The sequence below is a fragment of the Microbacterium resistens NBRC 103078 genome, assembly GCF_001552355.1.
GTDB classification, from domain to species: domain Bacteria; phylum Actinomycetota; class Actinomycetes; order Actinomycetales; family Microbacteriaceae; genus Microbacterium; species Microbacterium resistens.
In genome coordinates this window covers 25,180-42,587 of the sequence record NZ_BCRA01000013.1, presented here as the reverse complement: position 1 = coordinate 42,587, position 17,408 = coordinate 25,180, and the positions used below count along the sequence as shown (strand labels likewise).

The 17,408-nt window shown below is 69.6% G+C and carries 15 protein-coding genes and 1 tRNA gene; 10 read left to right on the top strand and 6 right to left on the bottom strand.

Annotated elements, in window-relative coordinates; translation table 11 throughout:
* Positions 1 to 2: 2 nt before the first annotated feature.
* Complete coding sequence (locus MR1_RS02790; RefSeq protein ID WP_067243162.1) at positions 3 to 1,160, bottom strand: acyl-CoA dehydrogenase family protein; 1,158 nt, start codon at positions 1,158 to 1,160, stop codon at positions 3 to 5.
* Positions 1,160 to 2,194, bottom strand: coding sequence for a Rieske 2Fe-2S domain-containing protein (locus MR1_RS02785; protein WP_169797641.1), 1,035 nt, complete (start codon positions 2,192 to 2,194; stop codon positions 1,160 to 1,162). The genes MR1_RS02790 and MR1_RS02785 overlap by 1 nt, the downstream gene beginning before the upstream one ends.
* Before the next feature lie 215 nt (positions 2,195 to 2,409).
* On the opposite strand from MR1_RS02785, the gene MR1_RS02780 reads away from it, so the two are divergent.
* Positions 2,410 to 3,213 carry an SDR family NAD(P)-dependent oxidoreductase gene (locus MR1_RS02780; RefSeq protein WP_067243160.1) on the top strand — a complete coding sequence of 268 codons (804 nt, stop codon included), beginning with the start codon at positions 2,410 to 2,412 and terminating at the stop codon, positions 3,211 to 3,213.
* Entirely contained in the window at positions 3,210 to 4,088 is an 879-nt protein-coding gene (locus tag MR1_RS02775) for an alpha/beta hydrolase (protein WP_067243159.1), read from the top strand. Before MR1_RS02780 ends, MR1_RS02775 begins: the two co-directional genes overlap by 4 nt.
* A gap of 48 nt (positions 4,089 to 4,136) precedes the next feature.
* Here the strand turns inward: MR1_RS02775 and MR1_RS02770 are convergent, their stop codons facing one another.
* Both MR1_RS02770 and MR1_RS02765 read right to left on the bottom strand, forming a co-directional pair.
* Positions 4,137 to 4,763 carry a cysteine hydrolase family protein gene (locus MR1_RS02770; protein WP_067243192.1) on the bottom strand — a complete coding sequence of 209 codons (627 nt, stop codon included), beginning with the start codon at positions 4,761 to 4,763 and terminating at the stop codon, positions 4,137 to 4,139.
* 51 nt (positions 4,764 to 4,814) lie between these two features.
* Complete coding sequence (locus MR1_RS02765) at positions 4,815 to 5,873, bottom strand: ferredoxin--NADP reductase (protein WP_067243158.1); 1,059 nt, start codon at positions 5,871 to 5,873, stop codon at positions 4,815 to 4,817.
* 306 nt (positions 5,874 to 6,179) lie between these two features.
* On the opposite strand from MR1_RS02765, the gene MR1_RS02760 reads away from it, so the two are divergent.
* The 5 genes from MR1_RS02760 (at position 6,180) to MR1_RS02740 (ending at position 11,382) form a co-directional block, all read left to right on the top strand.
* A complete protein-coding gene (locus tag MR1_RS02760; protein ID WP_067243157.1) occupies positions 6,180 to 7,070 on the top strand; it encodes a cyclase family protein in 891 nt (296 codons plus the stop codon).
* A 131-nt stretch (positions 7,071 to 7,201) separates the two neighbouring features.
* Complete coding sequence (locus MR1_RS02755; protein ID WP_067243156.1) at positions 7,202 to 9,055, top strand: flavin-containing monooxygenase; 1,854 nt, start codon at positions 7,202 to 7,204, stop codon at positions 9,053 to 9,055.
* A gap of 18 nt (positions 9,056 to 9,073) precedes the next feature.
* Positions 9,074 to 9,868 carry a hypothetical protein gene (locus tag MR1_RS02750; RefSeq protein WP_067243155.1) on the top strand — a complete coding sequence of 265 codons (795 nt, stop codon included), beginning with the start codon at positions 9,074 to 9,076 and terminating at the stop codon, positions 9,866 to 9,868.
* Positions 9,869 to 9,896: 28 nt separating this feature from the next.
* Positions 9,897 to 10,826 (top strand): NAD-dependent epimerase/dehydratase family protein, encoded by a 930-nt coding sequence (locus MR1_RS02745; protein WP_067243154.1) that lies wholly within the window; start codon positions 9,897 to 9,899, stop codon positions 10,824 to 10,826.
* Positions 10,827 to 10,860: 34 nt separating this feature from the next.
* Positions 10,861 to 11,382 carry an SRPBCC domain-containing protein gene (locus MR1_RS02740; protein ID WP_067243153.1) on the top strand — a complete coding sequence of 174 codons (522 nt, stop codon included), beginning with the start codon at positions 10,861 to 10,863 and terminating at the stop codon, positions 11,380 to 11,382.
* Positions 11,383 to 11,510: 128 nt separating this feature from the next.
* On the opposite strand, the gene MR1_RS02735 is transcribed toward MR1_RS02740, so the two are convergent.
* The gene (locus MR1_RS02735; RefSeq protein WP_067243152.1) at positions 11,511 to 12,071 is read right to left on the bottom strand and encodes a dihydrofolate reductase family protein; all 561 of its coding nucleotides are present in this window, start codon (positions 12,069 to 12,071) and stop codon (positions 11,511 to 11,513) included.
* Between the two features lie 66 nt (positions 12,072 to 12,137).
* Positions 12,138 to 12,210: transfer RNA gene (locus tag MR1_RS02730), tRNA-Val, on the bottom strand.
* 227 nt (positions 12,211 to 12,437) lie between these two features.
* Here MR1_RS02730 and MR1_RS02725 point away from each other — a divergent pair.
* From MR1_RS02725 to MR1_RS02715, 3 genes are all read left to right on the top strand, one after another.
* A complete protein-coding gene (locus MR1_RS02725; protein ID WP_255218076.1) occupies positions 12,438 to 13,283 on the top strand; it encodes a methyltransferase family protein in 846 nt (281 codons plus the stop codon).
* Between the two features lie 97 nt (positions 13,284 to 13,380).
* Positions 13,381 to 16,107, top strand: coding sequence for a pyruvate dehydrogenase (acetyl-transferring), homodimeric type (aceE, locus tag MR1_RS02720; protein WP_067243151.1), 2,727 nt, complete (start codon positions 13,381 to 13,383; stop codon positions 16,105 to 16,107).
* 28 nt (positions 16,108 to 16,135) lie between these two features.
* Entirely contained in the window at positions 16,136 to 17,344 is a 1,209-nt protein-coding gene (locus MR1_RS02715; RefSeq protein ID WP_067243150.1) for a PucR family transcriptional regulator, read from the top strand.
* Positions 17,345 to 17,408 lie beyond the last annotated feature (64 nt).

Genomic DNA, 17,408 nt, shown 5'->3' with positions numbered 1-17,408 from the left:
TCCTATCGCGGCAGACCGAGTCCGCGCGTGGCCAGCACCATGCGTTTGAGTTGGGAGGTCCCTCCGGCGTGGTTCGCGAACGACTGCCGGTACCAGGCCTCGGGTCTCCCGTCGAGCACTGCTCCGGGCGCGCCGGGACGGAGCTGACTCGCGGGTCCGAGCACGCGATCGTAGATCTGCGCGAACAGCGGTTCGGACTCCTTGGCGATCACCTGCTGCACGCCCCCGCCCCAGGGCGTCTGGCGTCCCGCCGCGTTGTCCCCGATGATCTCGTAGGCCATCAGGCGCTGGGTCTGCACGATATCGGCGAGCTCGGTGAGATCGGCCCGCACGTGGGGGTCGTCGAGCAGGCCCGGGATGCTCCGGCAATGCGCGATGAGCGCGCGGAGCCGTTCCTCCTGCATCGCGTAGATCGGCTCCACCGTTCCCGACGCGTAGAAGGCGCGCATGATGTAGCTCCACCCCATGCCTTCCTCGCCGATCAGCGCGTCGGCCGGCACCCGGACGTGATCGAGGTAGGTCGTGGACTGCACTCCGCCGCCGTAGTTGCGCATCGGGTGCAGCGTGACTCCGGGGCTCTTGAGATCCACGACGAAGATGCTGATCGCGTCGCGCGCCGCCTCATCGGTGGAGGTGCGCGCGGCGACGTAGAGCACGTCCGACATCGGCCCCCAGGAGGTGAACGCCTTCTGGCCGGTGATCACCCACTCCTCGCCGTCACGGACGGCCTTCGTCCGGAGCGACCCGAGGTCGGACCCGGCCTCGGGCTCGGTGAGCCCCTCCGCCCAGAGCACGCGCATGTTCGCGATCTCGGGCAGCAGTCGCTTCTTCTGTTCTTCCGTGCCGCCGACCAGGATGGTGCCCGCGGCCAGGAAGATGCCGACCGAGTTGATCATGGGCGCGTCCGCCGCGTACAGCTCCTCCAGCAGGATCTGGTTCGCCACGGGCGGGAGTCCCTTGCCGCCGTACTCGACCGGCCAGGTGAGGCCGATCCATCCCTTCGCGGCGACCTTCCTGCTGAACTCCAGTGCGATGGCCCACTGCTCCGGAGCATCGTCGAACTCCGGGTTGAAGGCGTGCTCCTTGGGCAGCTCCGCGTCGAGGAACGCCCGGATCTCGGCACGCCAGCGTTCGAGATCCTCCCCCAGTTTCCCGCGCATCAGGCGTTCTCCGCCACGAGCTCGTCGGTCCCCGCGCGCTGCTCCTCGGCGCCGCTGCCCTTGTGGCCGGTGGGGTAGAAGCGACGCGCCCACTGGCGGATGTCCCGGAAGCCGGCCGCCTCGGCCGTCGCCAGCCCGGGAGGCTCGGTGTACCGCTGGTGCTCCCAGATCGCGAGGTCGGCGCGCAACTGCCCGATGGCGCTGCGCTGCCGCTTGGCGACGCGCTCCTCACTCTCGCCGTCCTCCTTGCTGGCCCAGGCGGTGAAGCGGAGGATCGAGGTCTCGTCGTCCACGGGGGTGACCGCGGTGATGCTGCAGATGGCACCGACGCCGTAGGCGTACGAGAAGCCGAGCCCGAGGCCCAGCAGACCGGCGAACGTCCGGCCTTCGACCGTCTCGGTCCCGCCGTCCGCCGTGCGGACGGAGAAGTCGAGCGCCAGCTCGGAACGGAAGTCGTGCTCGCCGAACTCACGGCTCACCACGGTCGGGATCTCCTCGGCACGGTGCACGTACTTGAAGTGCGCGAAGTCGACGCCGTTCTCCGCGACGTACTGGGGGTGGATCGGCAGCGCCTCGGATTGGAACCGCGCGCCCTCGTCGGGGACGTGGTAGTCGTCCTCGGAGCCGCTGCCGGGGAAGAGATCGAAGACGCTCGGCACCTCGTACAGGGGCGCACCGCCGTCGTGGTTGTGCCAGAGGTACACGATCCCGTCCCGCTCGGCGGTGTGCCAGGCCCCGATCCGCCGTGCCCGGTTCACCGAGTCCTGATACGGGATCAGGGTGTTCTTGCCCGCGATGCTCCAGCGCCAGCCGTGGAACGGACACTGGATGTCCTCGCCGCACACCGTGCCGCCGTACGCCATGTTCGCGCCCAGATGCTCGCAGTACGCGTTGAGCACCGCGAGCTTCCCGCTCTCGGTGCGAAACGCCACCAGATCGCGATCGAAGTACCGGAGGGGTTTGACGTCGCCGACCTCGAAATCGCTCGACCATCCGATCTGGAACCAGCCGGTCGGCTTCATGGAAAGGGCCATCGATGTCACAGTCGTCCTCCTTGAACCCTGGCGGCGGGCACTCGCGGAACGGTGGGACCCGCGATGCGTCCGATGCGGTCCGGTCCTTCGCGGGACCTCCTCCATGAGGCCTCGCGCGGTCACCCGCCGTGGTGACTGCAATCACTGTAGCCAGTGGCTACACTTGCGTCAACCTGAGGCAACGCCGCCCGGGTCCTGATCGGAGGAAGGCCACGATGACGCGCACAGATCCCCCCACCCGCACCTATCCGGGACGACTGCGACTCGACGGGCGCACGCTCGTCGTCGTGGGCGCCGGCCAGGGCATGGGACGAGAGGCCAGCCATGCCCTCGCCCAGAGCGGCGCCCGCGTCGTCTGCGCGGACATCGACGCGGATCGAGCCAGGCAGGTCGCCGCGGAGGTCGACGGGATCCCCTGGTCCGGCGACGTCACGCAGGACGACGAGGTCGCCCGGCTCGTGCACGACGCCGTCGGGCTCCTGGACGGCCCGCTCAGCGGCTTCGTCGACATCGTCGGCATGGCGGAATGGGCCGCGGTGCTGGACATGGATCCGCAGACGTGGGATGCGCAGTTCTCGATCTGCCTCCGCCACGCGCATCTGCTCAGTCGGCACATCGGCCGGCACATGATCGAGACGGGAACGGCGGGGACGATGACCTTCATCTCATCGCTGCACGGCCTGACCGCCTCCGTGCACCATGCCGCCTACGGGGCGGCGAAGGCAGGGCTGGTGTCGCTCGTGAAGACGCTCGCCAGCGAGCTCGGCCCTCGCGGCATCCGCGCGAACGCGGTCGCGCCGGGCTCCATCCTCACCCCGAGGATCCTCGCCGCAGGCACGGACGCCCTGCGCGAGCGCGCCGCCGCGGTCGCGCCCCTGAAGCGCAACGGCTCCCCCTCCGACGTCGCTTCCGCCGCTCTCTTCCTCACGAGCGACCTCTCCGCCTTCGTCACCGGTCAGACGATCGCGGTCGACGGCGGCGTCAGCATCATCGACCCTTTCGAGAGCCTGCTGTCATGAGCGCCGCGATCCCCGCCGAGCGCCCCTGTGCCCTCGCCACTCCGCAGAGCCTCCTGGATCGACGTCAGCGGATCGCCTCCGCGCCGGAGGCGCCTCCGCTCCCCGGTGTCGAGACCACCGAAGTCCGGATCGGCGGCGTGCGCTGCCTGAGCAGTTCCGCGCAGCGACGACCGGACGACGGGCCGCAGCCGACCACCGTCTACTTCCACGGCGGAGGCTACCGCCTCGGGTCCCCCGAACTGTTCCGAGCCTTCGCGGAACAGCTCGCGCTCGCCAGCGGCGAGCGTGTGATCGCCGTGGACTACCGCCTCGCCCCCGAGCATCCGTATCCCGCAGCCCTGCACGACGCGATCCACGTCTACCGCGCGCTCGCGGGATCGTCGCCGACGCCGCCCGCTCTCGTCGGCGACTCCGCAGGGGGCGGGCTGGCCGCCGCGCTCGCCGCCGCCGGGGCCGCGCTCGGGCTCCCCCGTCCTCGCGCGCTCGTCCTGCTCTCGGGATGGGTGGATCTCCGCTGCACCGCCGAGAGCTATCGCACCCGCGCCGACACCGATCCCCTGTTCGGGCACGCAGACGCCCGCACAGCGGCGGCGCAATACCTGCAGGGCTGGCCGGACGACGATCCGTTGGCCTCGCCGGTCCTCGGCGATCTCCGCGGGTTCCCTCCGGCGCTCCTCCTCGCCAGTTCCTCGGAGTGCCTCCTCGACGACACCCTCGCGATGTCCGCAGGACTCGCGCGCGCAGGGGTGCCGGTGCGGGCGGAGGTCTTCGCCGACCTCCCGCACGCCTGGCCGACGGTCGATCCGGCCCGCGCGGAGTCCGCTCGGGCCGTCCGCATCGTCGCGGACGCCCTCGCGCGCACCACCACCGGGTGAGCGCGGGCTGTCCGCCGGGTCGGACGCCCCGGCGGACAGCGCGCAGCATCAGCCCGCCCACGCCTCCGCGATCTCCGCGGCGGTCGGTTGGGCCCCGAGCGCCCGCAGCGAGTGCCGCAGCACGTCGTCGCCGTACTCGAGCGGGACTCCGACCACCCCGTCACGGACCACGGCGACCCTGTACCCGAGGTTCACGGCCTCGATCGCCGTCCCGATCACGCCGACGTTGAGCGAGACGCCGCCGAGGACCACGGTGCGCACGCCCAGCGAACGCAGTACGGTGTCGAGATCGGTTCCGGTGAACGCCGACATCCCGTGACGCCGCCAGGAGAGCACATCGCCGGGTCGCGGCCTCAACTCGGGGAGGACATCGGTGTCCGCCGCCCCCTCGCGCAGCCGGTCCGGATCGCTGCGCTGCAGCCGAGCCAGCGTCGGCGTGTTGATCGGAGTGCCGACGCCGTCCGCGCGGAAGCGGACCACCGCATGGACCACCGGCACGTCGACCTCGCGCGCCGCCCGGACGACCTCGGCGAGCGCGGCGACGATCCCTCGCTCGCGCGCGGCGTCGACCAGCGGAGCGAGAAGCGGACCGGAGAGGTCGCCGACCACCCCGCGCTGCATCTCCATGAGCACGACGGCCGTGTGGTCCCGAGAAACGAGCTCTCTGAGGTCCATCGCCTTCTCCTTGCTCTTCGTCGATGCGCCGACCAGCCGAACCGCCACGCGTCAGAAGGCGATCTCGACCTCGTCCGAGGCCGGTCGCGTCTGGCAGCCGAGGAGGTATCCCTCGTCGATGTCCTCCTGGTCCATCGCCTCGGTCGGAGCCATGGACACCTCCCCGGAGACGAGGCGACAGGCGCACGAGCCACACTCTCCCGAGCGGCACGAGTACGGCACGTCGATTCCGCGGGCCAGCAGCACGTCCACCAGCGTGCGATCGCGCGGCCAGGCGACCTCGTGCGTCTCCCCGTCGAGATGGACGACACCCTTCGCAGCACCCGCGGATCCGGCGTCCTGGTCGGCAGGCTCCTCGGGCACGGCTGCCACCTCGTCGAACGGGTTGCCGGAGAGCGAGGAGAACACCTCGCGGTGGACCCGGTCGGCGCCGAACCCGGCGTGACGGAGACCGTCTGCGACGGTGCGCATGAAAGGCGGCGGCCCGCACAGGTACGCGTCCGCATCGGGATGGCTCGCCGCGGCGTCCGCGACCCGCGGGATGTCCGGGTAGCCGTGCTCGTCGTCGTACCAGTGCAGCATGCTCAGCCGGTCGGGATGCTTCTCCGCCAGAGCGTTCAACTCGGCGCGGAAGATCACCGAGTCCCGATCCCGATTCGCGTACACGAGTCGGATGCGCCCCGTGCCGTCGCGAAGCGCCGCCTTGAGGATCGAGATCACCGGGGTGATGCCGCTGCCGCCGGCGAAGAGCAGGAGGTCCGCGTCGAGCCTCCTCAGCACGAAGGATCCCGACGGCGGAAGAACGGTGAGCAGGTCCCCGACGCGAATGCTGTCGCACAGCCAGTTCGATGCGTATCCGCCGTCGGTCCGTTTCACGGTGACCTTGAGATGCGCGTCGATGCCGGGCGTGCTGGAGAGCGAGTAGGAGCGGGCGACCGCACCGGTGCGTTCGCTGGGGATGCGCAACGTGAGGAACTGCCCCGGGCGGTAGTCGAACACTCGCGACAGCTCGGGCGGGACGCCGAAGACGAGCGAGCGTGCGTCCGCCGTCTCCTCAATGACGTCGACGATGCGCAGCTCCGCCGGTGCGGTCCGTGCCGGCTCAGCCATGGGGTCCTCCTTCGGGCCTGCCCGTCATGGGCGCGGGGCAGCGACGCAGATCAACGGGCGATCGCCTCGACTGTAGCCAGTGGCCACAGTCGAGTCAATATCGACGATCGCATGCCAGCACGGACGCGCCGCGACGGCCGAGTTGACGCTGACGTGGCCACTGGCTACAGTCGGTGCGATCGTCATCGATCATCGGGGCGGCGGCGCCGCTGCCGCCGTCCCGGAAACGATCGAGGTCATGCGATCGTCGTCGAGCACAGAGCTCGGCGGTCACGGATCGCACCCGTCTTCAACGAGGAGGATGATGTGAGCACACACAGGTCGAACTGGGGCCGCTGGGGCGAATCGGATGAGCGCGGTGCCCTGAACCTCCTGACACCGGAGCGAGTCCTCGCGGCCCTGCAGCTGCCCAGGACGGGTAAGACGTACGGCCTGAGCATCCCGATCCAGCGCAGTGGCGTCCCGAACCTGGACTACCGAGGCGCCCCGCAGCGGCTCACCCTGACCAACCACGACGACGAGGCGATGGCCCGGGCCAACGGCGGCGCGCCCGGAGTCGGTGCGAACGAGGATCAGCTGATCATTCCCTCCCACACCTCCACGCACATGGACGCGCTCTGTCACGTCTACGCGGACGGAAAGATCTACAACGGATTCCCCGCCGAGGGGATGACCCCGTATCTCGGCGCCGACAAGTGCGACATCACCCAGGTCGGCGGCATCGCCGGACGCGGGGTGCTCATCGACGTCGCCGCGTCCAAGGGACAAGACCCCCTCCCGGCCGGCTACGTCATCACCGCCGCCGACCTGCAGCAGGCGCTGGACGCGCAGGGCGTCGAGCTTCAGACGGGCGACATGGTCCTCATCCGCACCGGCTGGATGGAGGACTACCTCAAGAACCAGGGCGAGCAGATGCCGCAGCCGGGCATCGGGCGGGAGGCTGCCAGGTTCCTGGCGGAGAAGGACGTCGCCCTCGTGGGCTCGGACAACGCAGCCGTCGAACCGATCCCCTTCGACGAGAACGTGTATCTGGGCGGGCACATCATCCTGCTCGTGGAGCACGGGATCCACCTGGTCGAGAACATGAACCTCAGCGAGCTCGCGGCCGACCGCTGTTATGAGTTCCTGCTGTCGATCGGCGCGCTGAAGGTCACCGGCGCCACGGCGAGCCCGGTCACCCCGGTGGCCATCGGCTGAGCGAACGCCCCATCGGATCGAGACCGCCGCGACGACGGAGCCGCCGCATGTCCCCCGCACCCCCTCGTGCCGGCGCTCCCTGGTAGTCGCCCCGCCCGGCCGAGCACCACACCTATCGACAAAGGACGATGATGACCCTCACCGACACGACCACAAGCACGACACGCGATCCCCACCTGTGGGTGCCGCAACGCAAGGTGGAAGACCTGGAGTGGTTCCGCCGGAAGTATGCCGAGGAGCGCGACAAGCGGCTGCCGAACACTGGTGCCGACACCTATCAGGCGGTCGGTTTCGACGGAGACCTGGCCGCTTTCGACGCCGATCCGCACGCGACCGGCACCCGCACCGCGCCGCCGTGCACCGCGGAGGTCGACGTCCTCATCATCGGCGCGGGCTTCATGGGGATGAGCGCCGGGATCGAGCTCACCAAGCGCGGGCGGACGGATTTCCTCATCCTCGACGTGGCGGCGGACTTCGGCGGCACCTGGTACTGGAACCGATACCCGGGCGTGCGGTGCGATGTCGAGTCCTACGTGTACCTGCCGTACCTGGAGGACACCGGATACATCCCGACCGAGCGCTACGTCCGCGGCAGCGAGATCTTCGCCTACTGCCAGTCGCTGGCGAAGCAGTTCGACCTCTACGAGCGCGCCCTGTTCCAGACCCGCGTGACCGGGATGGAGTGGGATGAGGCGGCAGCGCGCTGGATCGTCCGGACCGACGCCGGAGACGCGGTGCGCGCACGATTCGTCTCGACGCAGAGCGGGACCTTCAGCCGCCCGCAGCTGCCCGGCATCCCCGGCATCGAGACGTTCGCGGGGCACAGCTTCCACACGAGCCGGTGGGACTACGGCTACACCGGAGGAGACATCACCGGGAACCTGGAGAAGCTCCGCGACAAGCGGGTCGCGATCATCGGCACCGGGGCCACCGGCGTGCAGGCGATCCCGCAGCTCGCCGAGTACGCGCAGTCGCTCGTCGTCTTCCAGCGCACCCCCACGCAGATCGCCCCGCGGGAGAACGCGCCGACCGACCTGGAGTGGTTCCGCTCGTTGCCGGAGGGATGGCACCAGGCGCGACGCGCGACCTTCGACAAGTGCGCCATGGACCGCGCGACCGCGGACTGCGAGGTGGACGACGGCTGGATCAAGTTCGCGAAGTACCAGCTCGGCGCGATCTTCGAAGCGGGTGGCGCGGATCCCACTCTCGAGCAGTTCATGGACGCGATGGAGCGCTCGGACTACGAGTGGAACGAGATGCTCCGTGACCGGGTCGACGCGATCGTCGAGGATCCGGAGAAGGCCGAGAAGCTCAAGAGCTACTACCGCACCATGTGCAAGCGCCCCGGGTTCAGCGATGACTTCCTCCCGGCGTTCAACCGGGACTCGGTGACCATCGTGGACACGTCCGAGACCCCGATCGACCGGATCACCGAACGCGGCATCGTGGTCGGCGACCACGAGTATGAGGTGGACCTCATCGTGTTCGCGACGGGGTTCCAGATCGGCCGGACCTGGACCGACCGGGCCGGATACGACGTCGTCGGCCGCGACGGCAGGATCCTGTCGGAAAAGTTCGCCACCGGCGCGAGCACGTACCACGGCTTCCTCAGCGAGGACTTCCCCAACCTCTTCTTCCTCGGCTTCGTCCAGTCCACGGCGGTCTCGAACATCGCGAACCTCATCGATCATCAGGCACGGCACATGGTCTACATGATCGACAAGTGCCTGACCGAACAGATCAAGGCGATCCAGCCGACCTCCGAGGCCGAGGCCGGGTGGAACGAGACGATCGCCGGGCACGCCGAGATGCGCCGGGACTGGAACCGGACCTGCACGCCAGGCCAGTACAACAACGAGGGCCGTTTCGACGACAAGCGCAGCACCCTGGTGGCAGGCCTCTACGGCCCGGGGTACGAGTACTTCGACATGCTGCAGCAGTGGCGCGAAGACGACCGGTTCGACGGCCTGGCGCTCACCCGCTGAACCGAGAAGGAGAAGACCATGACGCTGACGCCCGTCCGACTCGGATACGCGCTGTTCACCCTGGTGGATCCCCACCGCGGCCACGAGGTCGCGTACAACCGGTGGTACGAACGGGACCACCGATACTCCGGCTGCATGATCGGCCCGGGCTGGTTCGCCGGCAGCCGATGGGTGGCCACCCGCGCGATGAAGGACCTGCGCTTTCCCGCATCGGGCCCCGTGGCCAGCACCGTGGACGAGGGCTCGTATCTCGCTGCCTACTGGGTGCACGAGCCGGATGCCGAGGTCGCGGACGCGTGGGCGCAGAAGCAGGTCGGCGAGCTGTACGCTGCCGGACGAGGCTTCCCGGAGCGCTCGCACGTCCACACCGCCCAGTACCTGCCGGACTCGACGGTGTCGGCGGGAGAGGACTCCGTGCCATTGGAGCTCGCGCACGATCACCGCTACGGGGGTCTCGTCGTCCTGATGATCGAGCCCGCAGCGGACGTGTCGCGCACCGACGCGATCCAGGCGATCGAGAAGGGCCCCGCGGCCGCCTTGCTCAGCAAAGGTGCCGTCGACCTGATCAGCAGCTGGCGGATGAAGCCCTGGCCCGCCGACCATTCCGTCCCGATGAAGATGGGCAACGACGGCGGCACCGCGGAGCGCATCCTGCAGATGCTCTTCCTGGAGGACGAGCCCGTCCAGAGCTGGCCGCAGATCATCGACTACGCGGCGGACATCGAACGGTCGGGGGCCGGCACCGTGACCTTCGCCTCGCCCTTCCTTCCCACCGTCGTCGGCACGGACACCTACACGGACGAGCTGTGGTGACCGTGCACGACGACGACCGGACGCCGACATGCTGAGCGGCGAGAAGATCCTCGTGACCGGGGTCGCGGGACAGATCGCCTTCCCGATCGCCCGCATGCTCGCCGCGGACAACGACGTCTGGGGGCTCGCGCGGTTCAGCGATCCGCAAGCGCGAGAGCGAGTCCGCGAGGCGGGGATCACCCCGGTCGCGTGCGATCTCGCGGCCGGGGACTTCACCGGAGTCCCCAGCGACGTCACCTACGTCGTCCACCTGGCCGCAAGCCAGGCGCCGGGCTGGGACTACGACGGCGCCATCCGCGCGAATGCGGAGGGCACGGGGCTGCTGCTCCAGCACTGCCGGACGGCCCGGGGCGCGCTCGTCATGTCGACGCACTCCGTGTACCGTCCGCAGGACGACCCGCGCTACGTCTTCACCGAGGAGTCGCCGCTCGGCGACTGCAACGCCACACACAGCCCGACGTACTCGATGTCGAAGATCAGCCAGGAGGCGACAGCACGACTGGCGGCCCGCGCCTTCGGCATTCCGGTCACGATCGCCCGGATGAACGCCTCGTACGGGCCGAACGGCGGTCTGCCCGCTCACCATGTCGATGCGATCGCCGAGGGTAGACCCGTCACGACCCGTTGGGATCCGTGTCTGTACAGTCCGATCTACGAGGACGACATCAACGCCCAGACCTCCGCGCTCCTGGAGGCGGCGACGATTCCCGCGACCATCGTCAATTGGGGCGGCGACGAGGCAGTGAGCGTCCAGGAGTGGTGCTCGTACGCCGCCGAGCTCATGGGGACGGCCGCCGAGGTCGTGGTCGCCCCGATCGACAACACGCTCCGGGGTTCGGTCGCCGACAACGCCCGCAGGCTCTCGATCACCGGCCCGTGCACGGTCGACTGGCGCGAGGGCATCCGTAGGACCGTCGCCGCGCGGCACCCGCAGCGGCTCACCGCATCGACCCGCTGATCCCCGAGAGACGACAACAGTGAGGACTTCGGCCATGACCGCGCAGAGCGCACCGTCGCACACCACCTTCGACCCGTTCGCCGAGTACGACACCGCCACGCTCGTCTCCTCCGACCTCTTCGAGATCGCCGCTCCCGTCGAGCGAGTGTGGGAGGTGCTGGTGGACATGCCGCGCTACGGCGAATGGAACCCGTTCTGCGTCCGCGCCGAGTCCACCCTCGAGCTCGGCGCGCCGGTCCACATGAGCCTGGTCGACTACACCGGCGGCGGTGCCCTCTTCCCGGGCGTCGAGTTCGTCTGCGCGGTGGAACCGAATCACTTGCTGTCGTGGGAGCTTCCGTTCACCGAGGAGTGGCCGTACGCGGCACGGCGGGACCAGATCCTGGAGTCCGTCGGCCCCGAGCTCACCCGGTACCGCTCGACGGACGCGTTCCTCGGTCCGAACGCCATCCATGTCATGCGGTTCTCGGGTCCGTGGGTGACCCGCGCCTTCAACGACACCGGTCGCGCGCTGAAACGGCGTGCCGAGGCGCTCCACCGCGGCGAGATCGCCTGACACCGTTCACCGGGATGGACCGCGCATTCCTGACAAGAGCGTGGGCCCCGTCTGAGGGTCCCTGCCGCTGGCCGTCCTCGTGGGAAGCCTGCTGACGGCCTGGCGCTGACCCGACGGCCTCTCTCGCGTCAGTCGGCGCGGCGGTAGTGCATCGCTACCGCGCCGCAGCGCAGGGGTGTCGCGGAGACCAAGTCGAGCCGCCGGGTCCTCGGCAAGCCCTTGTCATAGAGGGTGGGGCCGTGGCCGGCGATCCGGGGGTGGACCAGGAAGCGGTACTCGTCGATGAGGTCCAGGCGGTCCAGCGAGACCGCCAGGGCGCCGCTGCCGAGGAGCACCCCGTCCGAGGTCTCGTCCTTGAGCCTCTGCACCGCACCACGCAGGTCGTCACCGGCGAGGTGATGACTGTTCGTCCAGGGAAAGTCCGTCCTCGTCGAGGACACGACGTACTTCGGCTTCGTCTCCAGTGCGACGGCCCAGTCGCGCATGGCCGGAGGCGCCGGCTCGTCCCCGCGCGCCACCGCCGGCCAGAAGGCCTCCATCATCTCGTACGTGACCCGGCCCCAGAGCATCGCCCCCGCCTCGGACATGAGGCCGGTGAAGTAGGCGTGCGTCTCGTCGTCGGCGATCCCCTCCTCGTGGTCGACACACCCGTCGAGCGTCAGGTTGAGGGAGAACGTCAGAAGTCCCATGGCGCGAGCCTAGGCCTCGGATCGGACGACCGCCACGGGTGGGCCCGAGGCCGGCGTCGGCGGCGGTGGGCCCTGCCGGGATCGAACCGACGACATCCACGGTGTAAACGTGGCGCTCTACCAGCTGAGCTAAAGGCCCGCGCTCGGAAGTCTACCGATCCCGACAGCGCGCGGCGACGGACCTAGACTGGCGGCCATGGCGGAACGAGGAGGCAGCGGGAGCCTCGTCGACCTGCTCGACCGGCGGTGGGGGCGCGCCTACTTCGCGTTCCAGGCGCTCGCGGGATCGCGTGGTGGATCGGAGTCTTCACCGCCCCGCTCGTCCGCGACAGCACACTGGGACGCCTCGATCCCGTCCTCGTCGCGGTGTTCGACATCCCGCTCTTCGTCGGCGCCTCCGTCCTCGTCGCCGCCGGTGTCCGTGCCGCCGTGTGGGTGGCGGTCCCCTGGACGGCGCTCGTCTCGATCGGCATGGCGACGTACGCGACGGTGACCGGGCTGGGCGGATGGGGCGCCCTGGCGATGGCGGTCGCCGCGCTCGCCTCGGTCGGGGCCGGAATCCTCGTGCTTCTCGACCGCGTGCCCGTCGAGTGGATCGTCGTCGGACCGTTCCGGTTCCGGTCCGCTCCCCCGGCTCCGGCCGGAACCCACCTCGCCCGCACCGGGATCCAGACTCTCGTGTTCTCCGGCGTGCTGCTCCTGGCCGTCCCCCTGGTCATCCTCTTCTTCGAGCAGCGTTGGGGACTGCACCCGCCCGTGCCGCCCGCCGTGCGCATCGCGGGCGCGGCCCTGTTCGTGCCCGCGCTCGCGCTCTCGCTCTGGTCCGGCGTCGCCGTCTCGCTGCGTGGCGGCGGGACACCGCTGCCGTCCGTCATGCCGAACCGCCTCGTCGTCACCGGTCCGTACCGGTTCGTGCGCAACCCCATGGCCGTGGGCGGGATCGCGCAGGGGGTCGCAGTGGGACTGATGCTCGGATCCTGGCTCGTCGTCGCCTACGCGCTGGCCGGATCGGTGGTGTGGAACACCCTGGTGCGCCCGCAGGAGGAGGCCGACCTCGAACGCCGCTTCGGCCGGGAGTTCCTCGACTATCGGGAGGAGGTCTCCTGCTGGATCCCCCGGTTGCACCCGCGCGCCGCGGAGAGGACCCGCGTGCACCACGGGTCGGCGACCTCACCGCCCGATGCGCATCTCGACCCCCGCGAACGGGGCTAGGGTATCCAACAAGGCGTGCTGTACGAATGCGACAAGCGTTCCTCATGCCTCATCCCGTTTCCTTGGCACGACCTGCCAGACAGACGAAAGGCTCCCCGTGACCGTTCACGATCAGGATCCGTACTCTCAGGGCCCGCTGGACAGCGACCCCGAGGAGACCAGCGAATGGCAGCAGTCCCTCGACGAACTCGTGGAGGCGAAGGGCCACGGCCGCGGACGAGAGATCATGCTCAGTCTGCTCAAGCGCTCCAAGGAGCTGCACCTGGGCGTCCCGATGGTCCCGACGACGGACTACATCAACACGATCGCCCCGGAGAACGAGCCCGACTTCCCCGGCGACGAGGAGATCGAGCGCCGCTACCGCGCGTGGATCCGCTGGAACGCCGCCATCACGGTCCACCGCGCCCAGCGACCCGGCATCGGCGTCGGCGGTCACATCTCCACGTACGCCTCCTCGGCCGCTCTCTACGAGGTCGGCTTCAACCACTTCTTCCACGGCGCGGACGCCTCCGGCGGCGCCGACCAGATCTTCATCCAGGGGCACGCGTCTCCGGGCATCTACGCCCGGTCGTTCCTTGAGGGACGCCTCACCGAGCAGCACCTGGACGGATTCCGGCAGGAGGCCTCGGCCGCCCCGTACGGTCTTCCCTCCTACCCGCACCCGCGGCTCATGCCGGAGTACTGGCAGTTCCCGACCGTGTCGATGGGTCTGGGACCGATCAACGCGATCTACCAGGCGATGTCCAACAAGTACCTGGAGAACCGCGGGATCAAGGACACCTCGGGCTCGCACGTGTGGGCGTTCCTCGGCGACGGCGAGATGGACGAGGTCGAGAGCCGCGGACAGCTCCAGGTGGCCGCGAACGAGGGCCTGGACAACCTCACCTTCGTGATCAACTGCAACCTGCAGCGCCTCGACGGCCCGGTGCGCGGAAACGGCAAGATCATCCAGGAGCTGGAGAGCTTCTTCCGCGGCGCCGGCTGGAACGTCATCAAGGTGATCTGGGGCCGGGAGTGGGACGACCTCCTCGCCCGCGACGCCGACGGTGCCCTGCTGAACATCATGAACTCGACCCCGGACGGCGACTACCAGACGTACAAGGCCGAGTCGGGCGCGTTCATCCGCGAGCACTTCTTCGGGCAGGACGAGCGGGCGGCGAACCTCGTCAAGGACTACTCGGACGAGCAGATCTGGAACCTCAAGCGCGGCGGCCACGACTACCGCAAGGTCTACGCGGCCTTCAAGGCGGCCACCGAGCACAAGGGCCAGCCGACGGTCATCCTCGCCAAGACGGTCAAGGGCTACGGCCTGGGCCCGCACTTCGAGGGGCGCAACGCGACGCACCAGATGAAGAAGATGACCCTCGAGAACCTGAAGACGTTCCGCGACGCGATGCACATCCCGATCACGGACGCGCAGCTCGAGGAGAACCCGTACCTGCCCCCGTACTACAACCCGGGACCCCAGGACGAGACCATCCAGTACATGCTGGAGCGCCGCAAGGGGCTCGGCGGGTTCCTCCCGGAGCGTCGCAGCACCCACGTGGGTCTCAGCCTTCCGGACGAGAAGGCCTACGCCCTTCCCAAGAAGGGCTCGGGCACGCAGGAGGTCGCCACCACGATGGCGTTCGTGCGTCTGCTGAAGGACCTGCTGCGCTCGAAGGACTTCGGGCACCGGATCGTGCCGATCATCCCGGACGAGGCGCGCACCTTCGGCATGGACGCGTACTTCCCGACCGCGAAGATCTACAACCCGAACGGCCAGCACTACACCTCGGTCGACCGCGAGCTCCTCCTCGCCTACAAGGAGAGCCCGCAGGGACAGATCGTCCACGTCGGCATCAACGAGGCCGGCGCCCTGGCCGCGTTCACGGCGACGGGCACCTCGTACGCCACGCACGGCGAGCCGCTGATCCCGATCTACATCTTCTACTCGATGTTCGGCTTCCAGCGCACCGGCGACGCGCAGTGGGCCGCCGGCGACCAGATGACCCGCGGGTTCATCATCGGCGCCACGGCGGGCCGCACGACGCTCACCGGCGAGGGCCTGCAGCACGCCGACGGGCACTCCCATCTGCTCGCGGCGACGAACCCGGCAACCGTGTCGTACGACCCGGCCTACGGCTACGAGATCGCGCACATCGTCCGTTCCGGCCTGGAGCGGATGTACGGCGGCGAGCACGCCGACCCGAACGTCATGTACTACCTCACGGTGTACAACGAGCCGATGATCCAGCCGGCCGAGCCGGAGGGCGTGGACGTGGACGGCATCGTCCGCGGCATCCACCGCGTCTCCGTCGGCGAGGGCGACGGGCACCGCGCGCAGATCCTCGCCTCGGGCGTGGGCCTGCCGTGGGCGCACGAGGCGCAGCAGCTCCTGAAGGACGACTGGGGCGTCGTCGCCGACGTGTGGTCGGTGACGAGCTGGACCGAGCTGCGCCGCGACGGGCTCGCGGTGGACGAGCACAACTTCCTCCACCCGGAGCAGGAGCCGCGCACCGCGTACCTGACCGAGAAGCTGAAGGATGCGCAGGGTCCGGTCGTGGCCGTCAGCGACTTCATGAACGCGGTCCAGGACCAGATCCGCCCGTGGGTCACCCAGCCGTACTACACGCTGGGAGCCGACGGCTTCGGGTTCTCCGACACCCGCGCCGCCGCGCGGCGGTTCTTCAAGATCGACGGCCCGTCCATCGTGGTCCGCACCCTGCAGGCGCTCGCGGACGCGGGCGCGGTGGACCGTGCGCTCGTCGGCCAGGCGATCGAGAAGTACCGCCTGCACGACGTCAACGCCGGAACCAGCGGCAACGCGGGCGGCGAGAGCTGACACCCGCGTGACCGACTCGTCCCCCACGATGACCAAGGCGTCGACGCTCACGTGGCTGCGACGCATCTCCGGGGACCTGGCCACGGCGACGCTCCAGCGGCTCGAGGAGTCGCTGCCCTGGTACGCCGAGATGCCACCGGCCCGACGCTCCGCCGTCGGGCTGGTGGCGCAGGCCGGGATCACGTCGTTCATCCAGTGGTACGACGACCCGACGTCCACGCCGTGGATCGCCGCCGACATCTTCGCCGCGGCCCCGCGTGAGCTGCTGCGCAGCGTCAGCCTGCAGCAGACGCTGCAGCTCATCCGCGTGACCGTCGAGGTCACCGAGGAGCGTGTCGCCGGCAAGGGCGAGCATCTGCGCGAGGCGATCCTGCTGTACTCCCGGGACGTCGCGTTCGCCGCGGCCGACGTCTACGCCCGGGCTGCGGAAGCCCGCGGCCTCTGGGACGCCCGCCTGGAAGCCCTCGTCGTCGACTCGATCCTGACCGGCGAAGCCGATGAGGAGCTGCCCAGCCGGATCGCCGCGCTCGGCTGGCACGGCCACGGCGAGGTGTGCGTCATCGTGGGCACCACGCCGCCGCAGTTCGACGTCGACCAGGTGCGGCGCACCGCTCGCAAGCTCTCGGTCGACGTGCTCATCGGCGTCCAGGGATCGCGTCTGGTCCTCGTGATCGGGCGGGCGCGGTCGGCGTCCAAGGCCGAGGACGAGGGCGACGCCGAGGAGGAGCAGCTGTCGTTCAGCGAGATCGCGCGGCGGCTCGAGCCGTCGTTCGGCCCCGGCTACGTCGTCGTCGGCCCCGCCGTCGCCGCGCTCGTCGATGCGGGGCAGAGCGCCCGTGCCGCGCTGGCCGGGTTCGCCGTCGCGAAGGCCTGGCGCGGCGCCCCCCGTCCGGTCGAGGCGGACGACCTGCTCCCCGAACGGACCATCGCCGGCGATCCGCTCGCCAAGCAGACGCTCATCGAGCGGATCTACCGCCCGCTGCAGGCGCACTCGACCGATCTCATCACCACGCTGTGGAGCTACCTCGACAACGGCCGATCGCTGGAGGCGACCGCCCGTGAGCTCTTCGTGCACCCGAACACCGTGCGCTACCGCCTGAAGCGGGTGAGCGAGGTGATCGGGTGGGACGCGACCGGACCGCGCGAGGCCCTGATCCTGCAGACCGCGCTCGTGCTCGGATCGATCGGGGCGGCCGAGCCCGTGCGCCGCCGCGCCCATCCGCGCCGTCCACGGTGACCCCGCTGTACGCCACACACAACTGTTCCTCCGATTCTTGTGAGGGATGTGCCACCGAAACCGC

Excerpts from the sequence above, each read along its gene's own strand:
- MR1_RS02790 (WP_067243162.1), bottom strand. The coding sequence starts at position 1,160 with ATGCGCGGGAAACTGGGGGAGGATCTCGAACGCTGGCGTGCCGAGATC.
- MR1_RS02785 (WP_169797641.1), bottom strand. The coding sequence starts at position 2,194 with ATGGCCCTTTCCATGAAGCCGACCGGCTGGTTCCAGATCGGATGGTCG.
- MR1_RS02780 (WP_067243160.1), top strand. The coding sequence starts at position 2,410 with ATGACGCGCACAGATCCCCCCACCCGCACCTATCCGGGACGACTGCGA.
- MR1_RS02775 (WP_067243159.1), top strand. The coding sequence starts at position 3,210 with ATGAGCGCCGCGATCCCCGCCGAGCGCCCCTGTGCCCTCGCCACTCCG.
- MR1_RS02770 (WP_067243192.1), bottom strand. The coding sequence starts at position 4,763 with ATGGACCTCAGAGAGCTCGTTTCTCGGGACCACACGGCCGTCGTGCTC.
- MR1_RS02765 (WP_067243158.1), bottom strand. The coding sequence starts at position 5,873 with ATGGCTGAGCCGGCACGGACCGCACCGGCGGAGCTGCGCATCGTCGAC.
- MR1_RS02755 (WP_067243156.1), top strand. The coding sequence starts at position 7,202 with ATGACCCTCACCGACACGACCACAAGCACGACACGCGATCCCCACCTG.
- MR1_RS02750 (WP_067243155.1), top strand. The coding sequence starts at position 9,074 with ATGACGCTGACGCCCGTCCGACTCGGATACGCGCTGTTCACCCTGGTG.
- MR1_RS02745 (WP_067243154.1), top strand. The coding sequence starts at position 9,897 with ATGCTGAGCGGCGAGAAGATCCTCGTGACCGGGGTCGCGGGACAGATC.
- MR1_RS02740 (WP_067243153.1), top strand. The coding sequence starts at position 10,861 with ATGACCGCGCAGAGCGCACCGTCGCACACCACCTTCGACCCGTTCGCC.
- MR1_RS02735 (WP_067243152.1), bottom strand. The coding sequence starts at position 12,071 with ATGGGACTTCTGACGTTCTCCCTCAACCTGACGCTCGACGGGTGTGTC.
- MR1_RS02715 (WP_067243150.1), top strand. The coding sequence starts at position 16,136 with ATGACCAAGGCGTCGACGCTCACGTGGCTGCGACGCATCTCCGGGGAC.